Origin of the sequence: Acinetobacter sp., assembly GCF_049284435.1 — a bacterium.
GTDB lineage: Bacteria > Pseudomonadota > Gammaproteobacteria > Pseudomonadales > Moraxellaceae > Acinetobacter.
This window is the reverse complement of sequence record NZ_JBAPXX010000029.1, coordinates 15548-34369: the sequence shown is the minus strand read 5'-3', so window position 1 is coordinate 34369 and position 18822 is coordinate 15548. Positions and strand designations below refer to the sequence as shown.

Genomic DNA, 18822 nt, shown 5'->3' with positions numbered 1-18822 from the left:
TTCCAAGTGCAGAAAAACTCTCGATTTATGATGCGGCAATGCGCTATCAGGCAGAACAAACCCCACTCGTGATTATTGCCGGGAACGAATATGGCACCGGTTCTTCACGTGACTGGGCGGCCAAAGGCACCAACCTATTGGGGGTCAAAGCGGTGATTGCTGAAAGTTTTGAGCGGATTCACCGTTCCAATCTGGTCGGCATGGGGGTGTTACCTTTACAGTTTGTGGAGGGTCAGAACCGGCAGATCTTAAACCTAACTGGACACGAAACCCTGTCAATTTCAGGCTTGTCGGATGATATTCATCCGCATCAAATGCTGGATGTAGAAGTGCAGCATGCCGATGGTTCCTATAGCCATTTTCAAGTGTTGTGTCGTATTGATACCTTGAATGAGGTGGAATACTTTAAGGCTGGTGGTATCTTGCATTATGTCTTGCGCAATTTGCTCGCTTCCTGAATTTAATGATGAAAAGCCCGACACCTGCCGGGTTTTTTGTGTCTGTAAAGACAAGATGGCTGCGGAGAAAATCAGTAAAATAGCGCCAAGTAAATTGCCCATAACTTTCTTGAGTTTCTAGATGCACTAATTTAACAAGGATTGATTTTTGATTAAATCGTATAGCTCACTTCTGACCTATTAAATAATACATCGATATTTCCAAACGTTTTCCCTAACGCTCTTGCAAGGCTTGCTTCATCCGTGTGATCGTTTGATCAAATATTGCAGGATGGTTTTTTCACCTGTTTTGACATCGACACTAGCAATCATGCTTGGAATAATAGGCATCCGTTTGCCATTCTTATCGGTTAATGCATTCTGACTGGTTTCAACTAAAATTCGATAGTAGGCTTCATCAGGGTTTAAATTCAGCTCACTTGGGCGAGTTTTATCACGCAAAGTATCTGGACTAATTAAAGTCACCTTGCCTTCAAGGCCACCATAAAGTGAATAGTCATAAGCGGTAATTTTCACAATCGCATCTAAGCCTGGATGCACAAAAGCAACATCCTGAGGGCGAATATAAGCTTCAACCAGTAATTTATCATCCAGCGGTACAATTTCCATGATGTCCTGTCCCGCCTGAACTACCCCACCGACGGTGTTGATTTTAATATTTTTCACAATGCCACGCAGGGGTGCGCGAATTAAACTGCGATCTACAGGGTCAGCACGCATGGCCATGTTTTCTTTCGCCTGTGCCAATTCAGACTCAATGCGGACTAATTCATTATTGGCATCTGCCGCATATTGATTACGCTTGTCATCTATTTGCAGGGCCAAATCTGAAGATTGACGACGCATTCTTAACAGCTCCACCTCAGACATTACCCCTTCAGCTACCATCGGTGCAGTAATGGCAATTTCACGGTCCAGCATCGACTTACTGGTTCTTAAGCCAGACACGGGACTCGAGTTGAAGACTGTCACACTACAGGGTCTGTGACCAGTGTGACAGCCTGACTCAGCAAGCGATGCCGGTCTATGTGATTGATAAAGGGATTGCCAGTCCTGAACTGCTTAGCCATGTACTGGTATCGAAATATACCGATCATTTGCCCCTGTATCGTCAAAGTCAAATCTTTCTACGCGCAGGTGTTGATCTGTCCAGATCAACCTTATCTGACTGGGTCGGGCGCTGTGGGGTGGAACTTGAACGTCTGGCCAATGCCTTAAGACAGGTGGTGCTGCAACAACAGGTGCTGCATGCAGATGAAACGCCGGTCACCATCATGCGGATGGGGGATGATGAGAAAAAACCGAAGAAAGGTTATGTTTTGGCCTATGCCACGACACAGTACAATCCAGTTCATGCGGTGATCTATGACTTTCAGGATAGCCGTTGACGCGAATTGATCTGGAGACTATCGATCGGATTTTCGATTATTTGGATGTGCAGGTAGGGGATTTATTTGTTTTTGAAAAAGACAATAAAGAACAATCTATTAGTGAATAGTTTGGTCACAAGTGGTCACATCAGAAAGTGAAATGCTCACAAATCCTTGATCGTTTGGGAAAAAAACAACTTGTTTGGAAGAGAACAGGATGTTTTTTTGCCTTCAAAAAAGCTTTGAAAGTGGTGATCGATTGAGGGCATTTAAGGTCAATTGAGACCATCTTTATTGTCGTGGGCACGCCATGGTCACATCTTGGTCACAAAATACAAATTACATTAAGAATATTTTTTATTGAATCGAATAACAAAGGAAGGAGAATTTTTAAAAAGTATAATAAAATCAACAATAAAAAAGCCCCGATCTTTCGATCAGGGCTTTTTAAATCTGGAGCGGGAAAGGAGACTCGAACTCCCGACCCCAACCTTGGCAAGGTTATGCTCTACCAACTGAGCTATTCCCGCGGAGTCTATAAAGTTTTTTAAATGAAAAAACTAAATGAAAAAATTTTGAGCGGGAAAGGAGACTCGAACTCCCGACCCCAACCTTGGCAAGGTTATGCTCTACCAACTGAGCTATTCCCGCATGCCGTGTATAATACAGCATGCAAAAATGTGGTCAACACCTTTGTTAAAAATCTTGCATCAATTGCATAAAATAAAAGCAAAATGCTGTAGACCAGACAATAAATAACCAATATTCATATAGAAATCAATGAAATTTCGTCACAATCAACGGATTGCACTTGAACAGATTACCGAAATACTCAGCAGAACAAGGTATACTGGGACTATATTTTTGAAGATTGGAGTCAGACCATGAGCTTAGAACAACAACTGAAAGATCGTTTGGCGCAATTATCCCCAACACATTTGGAAGTAGTGAATGAATCTTCGGGTCATGGCGGTTATTTTCCGGGAAAAGAATCGCATTTTAAAACCGTGATTGTGAGTCAGGCTTTTGAGGGTTTACGTCCAGTCCAGCGTCATCAGAAGGTTTATGCTGCTGCGGGTGATCTGCTGTCAAAAGACAAGATTCATGCGCTGGCCATTCATGCATTTTTGCCTGAAGAATGGGCAGGTCAGGACACGACGAGCCCTGCTTGTGCACACGCATCTAAAAACTAGAGGACATGATGGAAACCCAACTTTTAGTTAAGATTATTCATATGTCGGCAGCAGGACTGGCCATTGTCGCCATTCTTGCCCGCGCATTAACTTTGTTTGTCGGTACACAAGGGAATTTACCTAATCCGGTGGCACGTACAGCACTAGTGGCTTTACAGCATTTAGCCATCACGGTAATTGCACTGACCGGTATTGTATCGCTCGTCCTCAAAGACTTTGATGTACAGCCTTGGTTCTATGCCAAAGTCATTTTATTTTTGGTGCTGGTGTCCTCACTAGGCAAAGCCTATAAGAAAGATGATTCGATTTTGCTGTCGCAGCGTCGTGCTGGCTTATTTATTGCTGTGGTTTCATTGGTGTCTATTCTGGCTTTGGTGATGATCAAGCCGAATTTTGGCTAAAAGCAGGCTGGCTGTGATGATCAGCACAGCCAGCCCATGCAAATAATTAAAAAATACAAATGTGGTAAAAGTAATTAAAAATGTGAGGAGGGAACATGCGTACACGTGTGGTATTTAATCAAAAGGGTGGGGTAGGCAAGTCGAGTATTACCGTCAATCTGGCAGCAATCAGTGCACATCAGGGCTTAAAGACTTTATTAATTGACCTGGATCCGCAGGCCAACTCCAGCCAGTATGTGCTGGGTGATGATGCGACGTATTCTAGTGACAAGCCGGCACTCGAACCGAATATCGAAAACTATTTTGAAGATGTACTCGGCAATCAGCAAAGCAAGGGCTTGCTCGGCAATGCCATTGGCTCGATTTTAAAAAGTCGTAGCAAAGGCCTGGAAAGCTATGTGCATCAATCTTCTTTTAAACATCTCGATGTTATTCCGGCCAGTCCAACGCTGGGTGCATTGGCCCATGCATTGGAGTCCAAGCACAAGATCTACAAGTTAAGAGATGCCTTGCAACAGCTATCGGGACATTATGACCGGGTGTTTATTGATACACCACCTGCGTTTAATTTCTTTACCCTTTCTGCACTTATTGCGGCAAACCGCGTCCTGATTCCCTTCGACTGTGACGTGTTTTCTAAACGTGCTTTACAGACCCTGATTGAAAATGTCATTGAAACCCAAGATGACCATAATGAAGGGCTGGAAATCGAAGGGATTGTCGTGAACCAGTTTCAGGCACAGGCCAAATTGCCGCGTGAAGTGGTACAGCAGCTCAAAGATGAAGGCTTGCCGGTCCTCGACAGTATGTTGCCACCGTCGATCTTGATGAAAGAATCTCATCAGAAAAATCAGCCTTTGATTCATTTGGCTACTGATCATAAATTGACTCAGGCCTATCAATCGTTGTTCAATGAGATAGAGCAGAATTAAGATCGAGTTAGCTATGAAACTTGTGAAAATAAGCCTGAGTATTGCTGCACTTGCATTAATGAGTGCCTGTGCAACGACGGTAAAACCGACTTATGTGTCGCCAACCCTGTATCAGACCTTGGGTTGTTCGCAACTACAGGGTGAATATAACCGTATTCAACAGTATATCGACAATGGCGTTGAGCCACCGAAACGTACTGGCGTCGGTGTGGGCGTTGGTCTTGGCGGTGGCTGGGGCAGTCGCGGTGGCTGGGGTATTGGTCCGAGTGTTTCAGTTAATATGGGACAGTCATCCGATACCAAAAGAACCGAACTGGCACGGCTTTTAGGCGAGCAGGAAGCGATTGTACAGGCCGCGCGTTATAAGAACTGTCCGATCATCGTTCGGCAGCCGACGCCTAAATAAATCATTCAATATAAAACAGATAAATGCTGACTTCAGGTCGGCATTTTTTATTGCTTTAAACAAGAAAAGTGTGGCTTAAATTAAGATAAAACTCACTGGAAATTGACCAGGCTGTATAAAAATCTGAAATTTATAAGCTTGTTATCACACTCACATATTGATTAAGCTACAACCTTGGCCCGGAAAAGTTCATTGCGATGATTGAAAATTGGTTATTTGTTTTAGGACTTATTGCTGTGCTGATGGTTCCAGGGCCCGCCAATGCCTTGGTGGCCAGCTCTACTCATCAGCAGGGGCAGGCCAAAACCAGTCTCTGTCTTCCTGCCATTTTGCTGGGCTATTTTTATGCCATTAATGTTTGGGCCTTGTTGATTCATCTGGTGTCACCGATCTGGCCAAATTTTAAAGGCTTGGTCTATGTACTGAGTACCATCTGTGTGGGCTGGATGACCTTGCATTTATATAAGGCTCATCAGTTAGAACGCTACAGCAAGAACCATCCGCAGATTCGCCCCTGGCAAATGTTTACAACTACCCTAAAAAATCCCAAAGCAGCACTGTTGGCCTCCGGAATTTTACCGATGGAAACCTGGCAAAGTCCGACCAACTTCGTTCTGGTTTTTGCTGCCTTTAGCTTGAGCACCGTTCCGGTCGGGATTTTCTGGATGGTCTTTGGTCAAGCAATTCTTACCAGTCAATCTGAAAAAATAAAAGCCGGCCTCATTTATAAAGGCGCGGCTTTATTTGTCCTGCTTTGTCTGATCCCACTTCTGATCAAGCTTTGGGATTAAACGCACAGAGTGTAAAAAAATCTTAATGTAAAAAGTTCTTAAGCTGTTTTACTTTTTTTGAGTTTTTGCTGAATAAAGCCAATCACGCCTGGCAATACACTTAAAATAATGATGCCGAAAATCAGATAGGTGAAGTTGTCTTTCACGATCGGCATGTTGCCAAACAGATAGCCCAAAATGACAAAGGAGCCAATCCAGGCGAATGCACCGACCACATTATAGGTCAGGAAATATTTGTAATTCATGCTGCCAGCACCGGCGACAAAGGGTGCAAAGGTACGGGCAAAAGGCACGAAACGCGCAAAAATAATGGTTTTACCGCCATGTCTGGCAAAGAATTGCTGAGTCGCCAATAAGTGCTTTTTATTGATGAAACGTGATTCAATTTCGAAAACCCGTGGCCCAATATATTTACCAATATGGTAATTTAGGGTGTCGCCCAAGACTGCCGCAACAAACAAGAGCGGAATCAGCACCCAGGGATCCATTGCACCGGTAGAAGCTGCCAATGCCCCTGCTGCAAATAACAAGCTGTCGCCGGGCAGGAATGGCATGACCACCAGACCTGTTTCCACAAAGATAATCAGGAAAAGAATGGCATAAATCCAGATCCCGTAATTGGTGATAAATTCAAGCAAGTGATCATCCACATGCAAGATAAAATCGATCAGTTCCATGAGCCCAGTACAAGCAAAAGTATGCTCAAATCCTAGCAGCCCGGGGCATGAAAGTCAGTAATAAAAGTCGACTATTTGCGGCTTGTTTGTCGGGTTTATCGTTGATCTCTGCATGTTGTCAGCTGAAGAGCAGGCCATTATTTTCTAAAATTTCTTAACTGTTTAATATTTAATCACTTTGGAATAGTGTGCTTAAACGCAAGAAAAATGCTAGAATACGGCGCTTATCTTTCGTTTGCCTTTCATAGTTGTTCGTCATGACTACCAATACTCAAATTACTGAAGATCGTATCCTGATTCTGGATTTCGGTTCTCAATATAGTCAGCTCATCGCACGTCGTGTTCGTGAAGCTGGTGTATATTCTGAAATGTATGCCTATGATATGTCTGAAGAAGACATTCGTGCATTTAATCCAAACGGTATCATCTTGTCTGGTGGACCTGAGAGCGTTCACCTTGAAGGCAGCCCGCGTGCGCCGCAAGTGGTATTCGAACTTGGTGTGCCGGTATTGGGTATTTGTTATGGCCTGCAAACCATGTGTGAACAGCTTGGCGGTAAAGTTGAGCCGGGTCATGTACATGAGTTTGGCTATGCAGAAGTAGATATTGTCGTACGTGACAAGCTGATCGGTAATTTACAGGACCGTGAAAACCAGCTGCATGTCTGGATGAGCCATGGTGACAAGGTTGCCCGTATTCCAGAAGGCTTCCAGATCACTGCACAAACTCCTAGCTGTCCAATTGCGATGGTTTCTGACGAAACTCGCCGTTTCTATGGTATTCAGTTCCATCCTGAAGTGACACATACTTCTAAAGGTGCAGAATTACTGTCGAACTTCGTTCATCAAATTTGTGGTTGTCGTGGTCTATGGACGCCAGAACACATTATTGATCTACGTGTAGAACAGCTTCGTCAACAGATTGGTGATGAAAAAGTATTACTTGGTCTTTCTGGCGGTGTGGATTCATCTGTAGTGGCAGCGCTGTTGCATAAAGCAATTGGTGATCAGCTGACTTGTGTGTTTGTAGACAATGGTCTGCTTCGTTTGAACGAAGGCGATCAAGTGATGCAAATGTTTGCTGATAACATGGGTATCCGCGTTATTCGTGCTGCTGCTGAAGAGCGTTTCCTGACTGCACTTGCAGGTGAAGTTGATCCTGAAGCTAAGCGTAAAATTATTGGCCGTGAATTTATTGCTGTCTTCGCTGAAGAAGCACGTAAATTAGATGGCGTAAAATTCCTTGCACAAGGTACGATTTATCCGGACGTGATTGAATCTGCTGCAAGCAAGCAGGGCAAGGCGCATGTGATTAAATCGCACCACAATGTGGGCGGCTTACCAGCAGACCTAGCATTTGAACTGGTTGAACCATTACGTGACTTATTCAAAGATGAAGTACGTAAATTGGGTACGACTTTAGGTTTGCCACACAGCATGATCTACCGTCATCCATTCCCAGGCCCAGGTCTAGGTGTGCGTATCTTGGGTGAAGTGAAAAAAGAATATGCAGACATTTTACGTCTTGCAGATGACATCTTCATGCAGGAACTGCGTGACAGCGGTTGGTATGACAAGACTGCTCAAGCATTTGCGGTATTCCAGCCAGTGAAATCGGTAGGTGTTGTAGGTGATGGTCGTCGTTATGCATGGGTAATTGCACTGCGTGCGGTGGAAACGGTGGACTTTATGACAGCTCGCTTCGCGCATCTTCCATATGAACTAGTAGACAAAATCTCTACGCGTATCATGAATGAAATTGCTGACGTTTCTCGTGTTGTGTATGACGTATCGTCTAAACCACCAGCAACGATTGAATGGGAGTAATTTAGGGGTTTCGGACAGCACTGCTGTCCGCCTAAATTACGCCAAGCGCTATGCGCGCGGCAGTATCTGATTTATCAGATGCAACCAAATAAAAAAGAGCGCTTCGGCGCTCTTTTTTATGGTCTTCTGAATAAGACTCTAAGCCGGTTTCACCTGCCAGTTTTGCATCTCTTCAGCTAAACTTTGCTCCAGATCTGGATCATAAGCTTCAACCCGATTCCGTCCATTGGCTTTAGCCTGATATAAGGCAATATCGGCCTGTTTAATTAGGGCCAATAAATCAGTTTCACAGCTTTCCAGAATGGCAGCACCAATCGAAATGCTAAAACTGAAACGATGTTGATTGTCCAGATCGATCACAATATTTTCAATTTTATGCCTTAAACGCTCGGCAACTTTTAGCGCTTCATCCAGAGAGGTTTCGGGTAAAAATGCAATAAATTCCTCGCCCCCCATAGCGTGCCAAAATATCATGCTGCCGCATTTCGCTGCGTGTACTTAGGGCAATCGTCTGTAAGACCTGATCTCCGATATCATGACCATAACGATCATTAATCTGCTTAAAATGATCGACATCAAAGACCAGTAAACTCATAGGCACCGGTTGATCAAAATTCTGTTGTACCAGTTGCTGTGCGAGATATTCAAAACAGCGACGGTTATTCAGGCCGGTGAGGGAATCGGTATGGGCCATATTTTCAAAGGCCTGCCGGTTATATTCATTCAAGGTATGCTGCAAGAATACCATGCGTGATTTTAAGGTCGAGCTCCAGCTAATATAAAGACTGAAGGTCAATACCGGCAGATAAATCAGGGAAAATAAAAACATCTGGTACAGGTCAGATCGAGTATTGAAATATACACCGATGTAAATCATCAAAGTAATCAGGCTTGAAGTAATCAAAGACGGTCAGAACCGGATCTGCACACATAAATTGGCCAACACAATAAAGACCAAGGAGGCATATTGATAAATGAGGGTATAGGTACTTTCGGACTGGTTTAGATTAAAAAACCAGATGGCACTTGCGCCAATAATTGAGGTAGGTAAGAGTAAATCAAACACAGGTAAATTGCGGTAAGAGTGATACATCCAGATCGTGATCAGTACGATCAGGATGGTATAGCTGATTTTGGTCAAAATGAGTAACGTGAGAATATCATTCAGCACCAGAATATCGGCAAGGGTATAAGAGGCATATGCCAGCTGTGCGAATAAATTAACCTGTAATAAGTATTTTAAAGTGAGCTTTTTTTGAGGGGCATAATAGGCTGGTTTTAAAGGCGCAGGAATACGAACAGGCGGATCTTGAAGAGCCTCCTGAATCAGGGTACGTGATTCTTTTTCGTTATCATGCGGCATGCAGCCTTCCCAAATTAAAATATATAAAAATGAATAAGATGAAATTTATATATAGTTGTATAAAAAATATTCTATTCTTTTGTTTGATATTTTAAAAGTGGAAGAATCAAATTTATTTTATAAAATGAAATTCCCGATTAACGCATTCTAAGAATGATTCTAGCTTATAGAACAGACTAATGATTCAGCTTTAATTCGCCGTTGACTGGGCCGGCTGAGTGCTTGGCTTAAATACATTCCAGGGATTTTCTGTCGCAGACTTGGACTTGTTCAGCATATCCGGATGATAGACCTCAATCCGGTTTCGGCCAGACTTCTTGGCCTGATATAAGGCGATATCGGCCTGTTTGATCAGATCTTCCAGAGTCTGGGTATGGGATTCCAGTTCTGCTACACCGATCGAAATGGTGAACCGGATGGCATGATTGGGTTCGACATAAATGTACTGTTTTTGAATTGCACAACGAATTCGTTCTGCAATCACCAGGCTATCTTGCAGCTGAGTATCTTCCAGGAGGGCGATAAACTCTTCTCCGCCAAAACGTGCCAGTACATCGCTATGCCGCATTTCTTTACGGGTCACTTCAGCAATCAGTTGTAGCACCCGATCACCGATATCATGCCCATAGCTATCATTAATATTTTTAAAATGATCCACATCAAACATCAGCAGGCAGCTACTGGCATGTTTAGGCCATTGATGAATAGAGCGTTCAGCCATATCGACAAAATGGCGACGGTTGTAGAGCTGGGTCAAATCATCGGTATGTGCCAGATTCTTTAAGGTTTGATAGTTCCATTCATCAAGCAGGGAGCGCAAAAAAGAACGCCGAACATTCAGAATATTATTCCAGTTAATATAAATGCTAAAAAACCAGAGTGGACTAAAGACTACGCTAAAAATAAAGGCTTGAGATGCACTCATGAACTGGGTCACCCCAAGCATGATAAACAGGGCGATCAAGATAGAGCAATAGACTGCGACTTTAAACTGGGTCTGCACACAGAGATTGGCGATGAGAATAAAGATCGTAGAGGCATAAATATAGGTGGCAACATGGGGACTGGTTGAAAGCGCGAGTAAGCCAATCCAGGCCGCTGCAGCCACAGTGGTGCCTATAGGCAAGATTCTGTCCAGAATCTGAATATTTTTATGTTTTTTAAACAGGTAATAACAGCAAAACATCGCGCCCAGAACCAGAACGACGCGCATCAGACCAGAAATAAAAAACATGTCTGGAATAATCAGGATATCGGCAAAGAAATACAGTAAAAAGGCAATTTGCGCCAGATAGTTAATTTGACGCAAGTTATGATGACTATGCGTATAGACATAATCATGAAAATACTGCTGAAACGTGGCAGGAATACGGGCATGAGGATCTGTCAGTGCCTGTTCAATCAGCTGACGGTTTTGCAGATCACATTCAGATAATTTCAGTAATTTATCGGTCGTCGAATTTTGAAAAGATACATTCGCCGTTGAATATATATTCTCATTCTGAGCAGACATGTCCTGGTCCAGTATTATTTTTATAGGTGCCTATTATGCCGTGATTGAGTAAAAAATAACCTCCCAAAAATTGGGTATCCGGGAAGTTTTTAAAGCTAAAACGTAACAAAATTTGTGTTTTGTAAAATTGAAAGTGATTGAAATAAATGAATAATCATCTTATTCATGGGAATCTTTGGTTGTTATTGATTCGTTTCACGTGAAACATGAATGACATTTTTTGATCTTCAGTTTATTTAAACTCATGACGCTATATGCATAAATCATGATTGCCTTGCTAAAACTCAAGTTTGGGGGGCTTTGGATACAAATCTCATCAACCTTTCAGGATTTAAATTGATGGGACTAGTGAGGAGTTTTATACGTATCTAAATATTTCCAAGGATAGATTTTGCTTATAGACCCTGTACATTGTCCTGAATAGAGGGGCATCTTGAATCGGTCAAATGCATGTCTCACCCACTCAAAAAGTAGAATGAAAATGCCGAGGTAAGCTCAACCATGTCGAATAATAGTGATATTGAACTGTCGAATTCCGATGATTGTGAAAAGTATGTGAATCAGTTTATTCAGGAGTTTCCTTTACGTCGCGCAGAAATCGGGCAGGGCACCGTGATTAAACGCGCCTTGCCGAGCCGGCATAAGCGCATGATTGGTGCCTGGTGTTTTCTGGATCATGCGGGTCCGGCCATTTTCCCGCAAGGAGATGGCCTGGATATCGGACCACATCCACACATTGGTCTGCAGACCTTTACCTGGATGATCGAGGGCAGCATGATGCACAATGACAGTCTGGGGAATCAGCAGTTGATTCGCCCCAAACAGGTCAATCTGATGACCTCGGGCTATGGCATTTCACATACCGAAGTCTCTCCCGAGAGTGAAACGCATATGCATGCAGCGCAGTTATGGATTGCCTTGCCGGATGACAAGATCAATATGGCGCCGGGTTTTGAACATTATCCTGAATTGCCGGTCATAAATGAGCAAGGCATCGAGTTTACCGTGCTGGTCGGAGAATATTTAAAAACGAGATCACCAGTTAAAGTGCATAGCGAACTGCTCGGAGTAGACTTGTATGCAGCTCAAAGTACTAGTGCGCGCTTGCCGCTGAATCCGAAATTTGAATATGGCTTTATGGTCTTGGAAGGTACGGCCAGCATTAATGGGCATGAACTGACTGAAGATAATATGCTGATCCTTGAGCCGGGGTTACAGCAGGTCAATACTGAAATTCATGCCGGGAGTCGGGTGTTATTGATTGGTGGGGAACCATTTGAAAGCCCGATTTTACTGTGGTGGAATCTGGTAGGACGCACGACAGAGGAACTTAAAGTTGCGCGGGAACAATGGATTGAAGGTCATGAACGTTTTGGTTCTATTCCTGCCTATGATGGGCCACGTTTAGAAGCGCCTGCATTTCCAGACCAGATGCGTGCTTCCCGATAAATGCTAAAAATGATGGGAATATGGAGCACTGTCTGAGGTGAACTCAAATAGTGACTCTGAAACATAGGATACATATCATTACAGTCATCAAAAATTGAGCTATATTCGGCTGCTTTTTGCTATGCTCAGTGAGCAAGAACAATAAAATCATGAGTCTAATATGCGTGTTTTACATCATCTCGAACAATCACGATCATTTCGTATCCTGTGGGCCATGGAAGAATTAGGACTGGATTACGAAGTTAAATACTATAAGCGCCAGCCCAATCTTTCAGCGCCACCGGCCTTAAAACAGATCCATCCGCTGGGCAAGGCGCCGATTCTGGTCGATCAGTCGCAGGTACTGGCAGAATCTGCGGCGATCCTGGAATATTTACAGGAAACTTATGATGAAAAGCAGCAGTTTCGCCCAGAAGATATTGCCGACAAGGCCCAGTACCTTTACTGGATGCACTATGCGGAAGGCTCATTGATGCCGCTGCTGGTGATGCAACTGGTGATGACCACTGTACCTAAACATACCCCGTTGCTGATTCGGCCTGTGGCCAAGAAAATCTGCGATGGAGTGAAGAAACAGTTTGTACAGAGCCGTTTAAAAGATCATATCCAGTTTCTGGAAAGCTATTTGAGCGAGCATGATTATTTTGCCGGTCATTTCAGTTTTGCCGACATTCAGATGAGTTTTCCTTTGGAGGCCATGCAGAGCCGGACGGGTCAAAGCTATCCTGCCATTCAAGCCTATCTGAAGCGGGTCTCGCAACGTGCTGCCTATGCGCGTGCATTGTCCAAAGAAAAACAGATCAGCTCTTAACAGAAAAGGTGCCGATGGCACCTTTTTTGGTTTTATGAGATTAGTCCGGGAAGCTGAGACGTTCTTTGGGGAAAACTACCTTAAAAGTGGAACCTTGGTTTTCCTTGGATTCAATTTCCAGATGTGCCTGATGTTGCATCAGCACATGTTTGACGATGGCAAGTCCCAAACCGGTACCACCAGTACGTCGGCTGCGGTCTGAATCGATGCGGTAAAAACGTTCGGTCAAACGTGGCAGATGCTTGGGATCAATCCCGATACCGTTATCTTGCACCACAAAATAGGCCGATTCACCATCATCATGCCAGCCGATGGTGATGGTGCCGCCTTTAGGCGTGTACTTGATGGCATTGGTAATCAGGTTGCTAAAGGCACTGGCCAGTTCCATATCTGAACCGATCAGATCGCAATGACTGTCAATGTCCAGATTCAGGGTATGACCATAATCAATGTTGTAGGCCTGTGCATCATCGAACAGCTGATTCATCAGACTCGGCATTTCAATGATCTGGTTTTTGGCAATATTCTTATCATTTTCCAGACGTGACAGCAGCAGCAGGTCGTTGACCAGTGCATTCATGCGTCGGGTCTGTGACTGCATCTGATCAAAGGCGCGTTTCCAGCGTGGATTGATATCTTCCTGATCGGTAAAGGTTTCAATATAGCCACTGAGCACGGTCAAAGGAGTGCGCAGTTCATGTGAAATATTGTCGACAAAATCCTTTCGCATCTGTTCGAGATTGTGCATCCGGGTCACATCATAAGCGACCAGAACCCGACTTTCCCCGCCAAAACGGGTCATTTTCACCTGTACATAATGGTCTTCAAACAGCGAAGAACGCATTTTCAGGCCGTCGGGAGATTCATCAATATGGTGATAGTATTCGATAAAGCTCGGTTGGCGTAGCAAGGTCAGGATATTACGGCGACGGTCATCACTAGAGATTCCGAGCAGACGTTCGGCCGCCGGATTCCACCATTCAATCTGCTGGTTTTCATCAAGTAGTACCACGGCTTCTTGCAAGGCCACCAGCGAAGATTGTGCACGATCAATCAGTTCGACCATTTCCGCCTGAACAATCCGTTCCTGACGTTGGGCGCGATAAACATTGAAAAGTAGCGCACCCCAAATCCCGCCAATATTCGGTGGAACATCATAAGGGCGATTGGAAATCCATTCATTGACCAGATATAAGGAACGCATTTGGGTCGCAAAGAACGCCACGAAGGCAATTACGATACAAATCCAGAAATACCCAATCCCAAAACCGATAAAGCTGGCGATAATCAGGAAAAAAGCCAGTAAGCGTAAATCCTGCTTCGCAAAATCCCATAAACTGCTGTAAAGGATTCTTTTGTGTTCGCGTGCCAGTTCGGGGACAGGGTAGGGTTCATACATAAAACAAGATTTACCTTAAAAGATATTTAACCTAAAGCAACATCTGAACGGGTCGAGAATCGATACCCTGTTCCGCGAACGGTCTGTACAAAACGGTCTACACCATAAGGTTCCAGCACTTTACGCAACCGGCGGATATGCACATCGATGGTTCGGTCTTCAATATAAACATTACCGCCCCAAACCTGATCCAGCAATTGCGCACGGGTATAGGCACGTTCCGGATGGGTCATAAAGAATGCTAGCAAACGATATTCAGTCGGCCCCATTTCCAGAATGTTGTTACCAAAATTTACCCGCTGGCTGACCGGATCCAGAATCAGGCCATTGGCATCAATAGTTTTTTCACCGCTCAAGGCATTAGCACGGCGCAGTACTGCTTTAATCCGGGAGACCAGTTCCCGGGTCGAGAATGGCTTGGTCATGTAGTCATCGGCACCGGCATCCAGACCTTGTACCTTGTGGTCTTCTTCACCGCGCGCTGTGAGCATGATCACCGGAATTTCTGACAGGCTTTCATCACGTTTCAGACGACGACACAGATCCACACCGCTAACACCACCCGGCATCATCCAGTCCAGCAAAATTAATGCCGGACGCTGATCCACAATCATCTGGTGCGCCTGCTTGGCATCTTCTGCCTGTAAGCATTGAAAACCGGCCATATCCAGAGAGGTATGGATCATTTCCCGAATCGGGAGCTCGTCATCGACGATTAATATGTAGTCATCTTTCACAACGCAATACCCTATTTCATGTAAACGGTGAACCGTTTTATATTTATGACAGGCTTATTACAAAGACTAATTATGACAGTATCATTGCAGAAAGGGAAAAACTGCTGAAATTCGAAAAGATTTGTGACAAATATAGAGCAGAAACTTGTTAAAAAATCATAAATTAATTTTACTCATTTCCGTAGTGCAGCATAAATCTTCAACTCACTGGTAAATGCAGGAAAGCCTATTAAGCACAGGATTTAACAGCTATTTTTTCTCTGAAAATGACTCGAGCAGCGCCAAAAAAACTACACTGCACGACGATAAAACTTCCTCAAGCGAATGCTTAAAACCGCTCATCACCCAACGAATGGCAATTTGGGTGACATAACCATTTAAGCCGGTCGACACCAGGGAAATTTCCTGCTCACTACGATTTAACTGCGGCATCATCAACATGACGAAGGCGTGAATCATCCGGTCGAAACGTGACATGGTTTCATGGATAGTGGCCTGATTATGCAGCTCCTGTACCAGCATGGCATCAATATAAATGATTCTGGCCATACGTGGATTGTCACGCAAGGTGGTGAGTAGGGCTGTCAAACCGGCTTCGATCATTTTTTTTGGATCGGTCGAGGCCTGCATCATAGCCTGCATGACATTCTGTTGCAGCTCATCAATCAGTTGCAAGAAAATGGTCTGAAACAGATGCTCGCTTTTCTTGAAAGATTCGTAAAAATAGCGCTCGGTCAGTTTGGCTTCATTGCAGATATCTTTGACGGTAACTGAAAAAAAACCATAACTACCATAGGCTTCAATCCCCGCTTCGATCAGCTTTTCACGACGTACCTGCTGCCGTTCAGCCATTGACAGGCCTTTAAACTGACGTTCCTTGGTTTTGGAGGGTCGTGATTTTTCTGCTGAGTCGATTGAATCGGTCATAAGGCCTGTGTGCTCATCTGCGAAGATTTTGAATATCTTAGCAATAAATCACGCTTAGACCTATATAGAAATGCTCCCCTGAAATTTGGCCTCTAAGGACATGGGATAATTATTGACAATCTATGTTGTCAAAACTATATTGAGAATCTGTGCTAGTTCCTGAAACAACAGAACAAGATCCTGCTGTCATGGAATGGCAGTTCTTTACATAAGGAAATTGAATGAAAAATTTTAAAAATAAAGTCGCTGCGATTACCGGTGCCGGTTCAGGTATTGGTCAGCAACTGGCAGTATTGCTGGCCCAGCAGGGTTGTCATTTGGCACTGAGTGATATCAATGAACAGGGGCTGGCGCAAACGCTCGAATTGCTCAAAGAGAGTGATGTCCGTGTCACCATTCAGAAAGTAAACGTAGCTGAATTGGAACAGGTGCGTAACTGGGCGGCACAGGTCGAACAGGATCATGGTAGTGTAAATATGATCTTTAATAATGCTGGCGTCGCACTGGGTTCAACTGTGGAAGGGGCGTCTTATGAAGAACTGGAATGGATTGTCGGGATCAATTTTTGGGGTGTGGTTTACGGTACCAAAGAATTTTTGCCTTTGATCAAGAAAACTGGCGATGGCCATATCATCAATATTTCCAGCCTGTTTGGTCTGACTGCTCAACCGACCCAGTCTGCTTATAATGCGACCAAGTTTGCAGTGCGTGGTTTTACCGAATCCCTGCGTCAGGAACTGGATCTGGAAAATTGTGGGGTGAGTGCACTGTGTGTACATCCGGGCGGCATCCGTACCAACATTGCCAATGCAGCAAAAATGAATAACAGCCTGCTCACTTTAGGTATGAATCCGGAAAAATCGGCCCGTAATTTTAATAAATTATTGCGTTGTTCACCTGCAGAAGCTGCCCGTCAAATTCTGGAGGCGGTACAAAAAGACAAGCGCCGTCTGCTCATCGGCAATGATGCCAAAGCGATTGACCTGATTCAGCGAATCTTGCCGACCGGTTATCAGCATGTCACTGCACTGGCGACCCAGTTTGGCAAAAAGAAGAAAAATTCTGCTTAAGAAATTGTAAAATAGACCCGCGAAAGCGGGTTTTCTTTTATGACGATAATCATAATCTGACTCTTTGGCAAGTCAGTATCTGAGGTATTTTAAGGCTTTTGAGTTATAAACTTTTTATCTAGATCAAGGTTTCAATGGTCTTTTTCTTCCAAACAAACTGATAATACAGTCCCTGCAAAATACATAGGCTGACAAAGGCCAATGCATAGGCATACCAGATACCTTCCAAGCCCCACCACCGGCTAAACAGATAAGCGGCGGGAACTTCAATACAGAGAATGGCAAAAATATTGATCAGCATTGGTACGGTCACCGTACCACTTGAACGCATGATCGAAGCAAAAATGGCACTGGCGCCAAAAAACAGAATTGACCACAGCACAATAAACAGCAGTTGTTGTCCCAGTACTACGACCTTAGGATCGGTAATAAATAAGGCCATCAGGTATTTGGAGAACAGATAGGCCAGAATCACCAGACCGCCGGTAAACAGGATATTCATACTTAACGCAGTCCGGGTAACTTTATTGAGCAAATCTGATTTACCTGCGCCAATCGCTTGAGCACCAAATACAGACGCGGCAATCGCAATCGACAAAGCGGGAAATTGAATATAATTTAAGACCTGATTTACCGCGCCATAGGCCGCTGTTGCTTCTGCGCCATAGCGGTTGACCAGTCCGACAATCACCAGTCCGGCAACTGAAGTCGTGACCATTTGCACACCAGTAGGAACCCCCAGTTTCAAGATCATTCTGCTCAACTGTGGCTGATGACGAATATTTTTTAATAAGGCCCAGTCCAGCTTGAGCGGATGCTGCCTATGATTCAAATACAGGATTAAAAACAACAGGACCGCCAGATTTCCCAGAATGGTGGCAATCGCCGGCGAGATAATGCCCATTTTAGGAAATCCAAAATAACCGGCAATCAGTACCGGTGTCACCACCAAACCCACCCCAATGGTAAGTGCGGAAGCAAACAAGGGTGTGGTACTATCCCCAACGCCGCGCAAGATGGAGGTATAAATAATATAGATAAAAATTAAGGGACTACCCGCCAGCATCCATTGCACATAGGGTAAGGACAAATGCATCACATCCGGATCTGTGCCAAGCGCCAAAAGAATATTCTCAGCAAAAATCACCCCAAAAAGTGCAATCAAGCTGCCGCCAATCAAGGTCATAAATAAAGTTGAACCGACCACACAGCGCACTTTTTCTATATTTTTTCCACCCCAAGCCTGTCCAATCAATACGGTAGAACCGGCAGATAAGCCAATCACAAAGGCCATGAGACAAAACAGGATCGGGAAAAAAACGGCAACAGCAGCAATCGCATTCACTCCGAGCATTTGTCCCACAAAAACCGTATTGATCGTGCCGGAGAGACTTTGCAGGATATTGGTCGCAATTAATGGCAACAGAAAAACCAGAAAGGCTTTCCATAAATTCTGTTGATGAATCAGTGAGTGCTGTGCCATGCGACATCCTGTGATT

General features: G+C 44.2%; 16 protein-coding genes, 2 tRNA genes and 4 pseudogenes. 12 read left to right on the top strand and 10 right to left on the bottom strand.

What is annotated here, in order from left to right:
- Positions 1-458 (top strand): annotated as a pseudogene (locus WAK81_RS02425) (aconitate hydratase); the annotation flags it as partial.
- 237 nt (positions 459-695) lie between these two features.
- Here the strand turns inward: WAK81_RS02425 and WAK81_RS02420 are convergent.
- Positions 696-1406, bottom strand: a complete 711-nt coding sequence (locus WAK81_RS02420) for an HlyD family efflux transporter periplasmic adaptor subunit (protein WP_422195534.1) — start codon at positions 1404-1406, stop codon at positions 696-698.
- Positions 1407-1438: 32 nt separating this feature from the next.
- Between WAK81_RS02420 and WAK81_RS02415 the strand changes: the two are divergent.
- Positions 1439-1843, top strand: a pseudogene (locus WAK81_RS02415) (IS66 family transposase); the annotation flags it as partial.
- A pseudogene (locus WAK81_RS02410) lies at positions 1843-1956 on the top strand (helix-turn-helix domain-containing protein); the annotation flags it as partial. The pseudogenes WAK81_RS02415 and WAK81_RS02410, both read left to right, overlap by 1 nt.
- Positions 1957-2282: 326 nt before the next feature.
- Here WAK81_RS02410 and WAK81_RS02405 read toward each other — a convergent pair.
- Positions 2283-2358, bottom strand: a tRNA-Gly gene (locus tag WAK81_RS02405).
- Positions 2359-2406: 48 nt separating this feature from the next.
- Positions 2407-2479 (bottom strand) — tRNA-Gly (locus tag WAK81_RS02400).
- Positions 2480-2712: 233 nt separating this feature from the next.
- Between WAK81_RS02400 and WAK81_RS02395 the strand changes: the two genes are divergently transcribed.
- The 5 genes from WAK81_RS02395 (at position 2713) to WAK81_RS02375 (ending at position 5551) form a co-directional block, all read left to right on the top strand.
- Positions 2713-3021, top strand: a complete 309-nt coding sequence (locus tag WAK81_RS02395) for a BolA family protein (RefSeq protein WP_422195533.1) — start codon at positions 2713-2715, stop codon at positions 3019-3021.
- 8 nt (positions 3022-3029) lie between these two features.
- Positions 3030-3422, top strand: a complete 393-nt coding sequence (locus tag WAK81_RS02390; protein WP_422195532.1) for a SirB2 family protein — start codon at positions 3030-3032, stop codon at positions 3420-3422.
- A 95-nt stretch (positions 3423-3517) separates the two neighbouring features.
- Positions 3518-4354 carry a ParA family protein gene (locus tag WAK81_RS02385; protein WP_004280959.1) on the top strand — a complete coding sequence of 279 codons (837 nt, stop codon included), beginning with the start codon at positions 3518-3520 and terminating at the stop codon, positions 4352-4354.
- Between the two features lie 13 nt (positions 4355-4367).
- The gene (locus tag WAK81_RS02380; protein WP_422195531.1) at positions 4368-4760 is read left to right on the top strand and encodes a hypothetical protein; all 393 of its coding nucleotides are present in this window, start codon (positions 4368-4370) and stop codon (positions 4758-4760) included.
- Positions 4761-4957: 197 nt separating this feature from the next.
- Positions 4958-5551 carry a threonine transporter RhtB gene (locus WAK81_RS02375; RefSeq protein WP_422195530.1) on the top strand — a complete coding sequence of 198 codons (594 nt, stop codon included), beginning with the start codon at positions 4958-4960 and terminating at the stop codon, positions 5549-5551.
- A 38-nt stretch (positions 5552-5589) separates the two neighbouring features.
- Here the strand turns inward: WAK81_RS02375 and WAK81_RS02370 are convergent, their stop codons facing one another.
- Entirely contained in the window at positions 5590-6228 is a 639-nt protein-coding gene (locus tag WAK81_RS02370; protein WP_422195529.1) for a DedA family protein, read from the bottom strand.
- 257 nt (positions 6229-6485) lie between these two features.
- Here WAK81_RS02370 and guaA point away from each other — a divergent pair, with 257 nt between their 5' ends.
- Positions 6486-8054, top strand: a complete 1569-nt coding sequence (gene guaA, locus WAK81_RS02365; protein ID WP_422195528.1) for a glutamine-hydrolyzing GMP synthase — start codon at positions 6486-6488, stop codon at positions 8052-8054.
- A gap of 138 nt (positions 8055-8192) precedes the next feature.
- On the opposite strand, the pseudogene WAK81_RS02360 reads toward guaA, so the two are convergent.
- A pseudogene (locus WAK81_RS02360) lies at positions 8193-9417 on the bottom strand (diguanylate cyclase).
- Between the two features lie 190 nt (positions 9418-9607).
- Positions 9608-10930 (bottom strand): GGDEF domain-containing protein, encoded by a 1323-nt coding sequence (locus tag WAK81_RS02355; protein ID WP_422195527.1) that lies wholly within the window; start codon positions 10928-10930, stop codon positions 9608-9610.
- A 501-nt stretch (positions 10931-11431) separates the two neighbouring features.
- Between WAK81_RS02355 and WAK81_RS02350 the strand changes: the two genes are divergently transcribed.
- Together WAK81_RS02350 and WAK81_RS02345 are read left to right on the top strand one after the other, a co-directional pair.
- Positions 11432-12379 carry a pirin family protein gene (locus tag WAK81_RS02350; protein WP_422195526.1) on the top strand — a complete coding sequence of 316 codons (948 nt, stop codon included), beginning with the start codon at positions 11432-11434 and terminating at the stop codon, positions 12377-12379.
- 160 nt (positions 12380-12539) lie between these two features.
- Positions 12540-13190 (top strand): glutathione S-transferase family protein, encoded by a 651-nt coding sequence (locus WAK81_RS02345; protein ID WP_422195525.1) that lies wholly within the window; start codon positions 12540-12542, stop codon positions 13188-13190.
- A 40-nt stretch (positions 13191-13230) separates the two neighbouring features.
- On the opposite strand, the gene phoR is transcribed toward WAK81_RS02345, so the two are convergent.
- The 3 genes from phoR to WAK81_RS02330 form a co-directional block, all read right to left on the bottom strand.
- On the bottom strand, positions 13231-14589 hold the full coding sequence (phoR, locus tag WAK81_RS02340) for a phosphate regulon sensor histidine kinase PhoR (RefSeq protein WP_422195524.1): 1359 nt from the start codon (positions 14587-14589) through the stop codon (positions 13231-13233).
- Positions 14590-14615: 26 nt separating this feature from the next.
- Entirely contained in the window at positions 14616-15326 is a 711-nt protein-coding gene (gene phoB, locus WAK81_RS02335) for a phosphate regulon transcriptional regulator PhoB (RefSeq protein WP_004280972.1), read from the bottom strand.
- A 249-nt stretch (positions 15327-15575) separates the two neighbouring features.
- Positions 15576-16253: a TetR/AcrR family transcriptional regulator gene (locus tag WAK81_RS02330; protein WP_422195523.1), complete on the bottom strand. Its 678-nt coding sequence runs from the start codon at positions 16251-16253 to the stop codon at positions 15576-15578.
- Positions 16254-16474: 221 nt separating this feature from the next.
- Between WAK81_RS02330 and WAK81_RS02325 the strand changes: the two genes are divergently transcribed.
- Positions 16475-17323 carry an SDR family NAD(P)-dependent oxidoreductase gene (locus WAK81_RS02325; protein WP_422195522.1) on the top strand — a complete coding sequence of 283 codons (849 nt, stop codon included), beginning with the start codon at positions 16475-16477 and terminating at the stop codon, positions 17321-17323.
- A 118-nt stretch (positions 17324-17441) separates the two neighbouring features.
- Here WAK81_RS02325 and WAK81_RS02320 read toward each other — a convergent pair whose 3' ends face one another.
- Positions 17442-18806 carry an MATE family efflux transporter gene (locus WAK81_RS02320; RefSeq protein ID WP_422195521.1) on the bottom strand — a complete coding sequence of 455 codons (1365 nt, stop codon included), beginning with the start codon at positions 18804-18806 and terminating at the stop codon, positions 17442-17444.
- Positions 18807-18822 lie beyond the last annotated feature (16 nt).